Here is a 485-nt window from a genome sequence, read left to right on the forward strand (position 1 = left end):
CGATATAGTAGCCCGAGATCAGAAGGCGATCGAGGACACGGACGGCAGCGACATAGTCTTCCTTGGTGCGGGCGTTCAGCATCGCGTCGATCGCGGCGTCGACGGCAGGATCGGCGACGCCAGCGAGATTGAACGACCCTTCCGTTTTCGCGGCAACCGATCCCCAGCGGCCGAGTTGCTCGCTGCCGGGCGACAAGGAGTTGTTGAAGCCGCTGGTGCCGATCAGCACCTCGAAGTCGTAACGCTGCTTGCGCGACTGGATCTGGTCGCCGTCGAGCGAGCGGATGCCGACGTCGATGCCGATCTTTTCCAGCGTGCGCTGGTAGATCGCCGCCAGCCGCTCCTCATCCTGCGATGAGGTCAGGATCTCGAAGCCGAACGGATTTCCCTGCGGGTCGAGCATCCTGCCGTCCTGGACGCGGAAGCCTGCGCTCTTCAGCAATTCGAAGGCGGCTTTGAGCACCTTGCGATCCTGGCCCGAACCT

At 63.1% G+C, this 485-nt stretch carries 1 protein-coding gene; it reads right to left on the reverse strand.

The features are described 5' to 3' along the window. On the reverse strand, positions 1-485 hold a 485-nt coding region (locus EOA28_RS38070), incomplete at both ends, for an ABC transporter substrate-binding protein (protein ID WP_245501717.1).

It is taken from the genome of Mesorhizobium sp. M2A.F.Ca.ET.067.02.1.1, assembly GCF_004023285.1.
GTDB lineage: Bacteria > Pseudomonadota > Alphaproteobacteria > Rhizobiales > Rhizobiaceae > Mesorhizobium.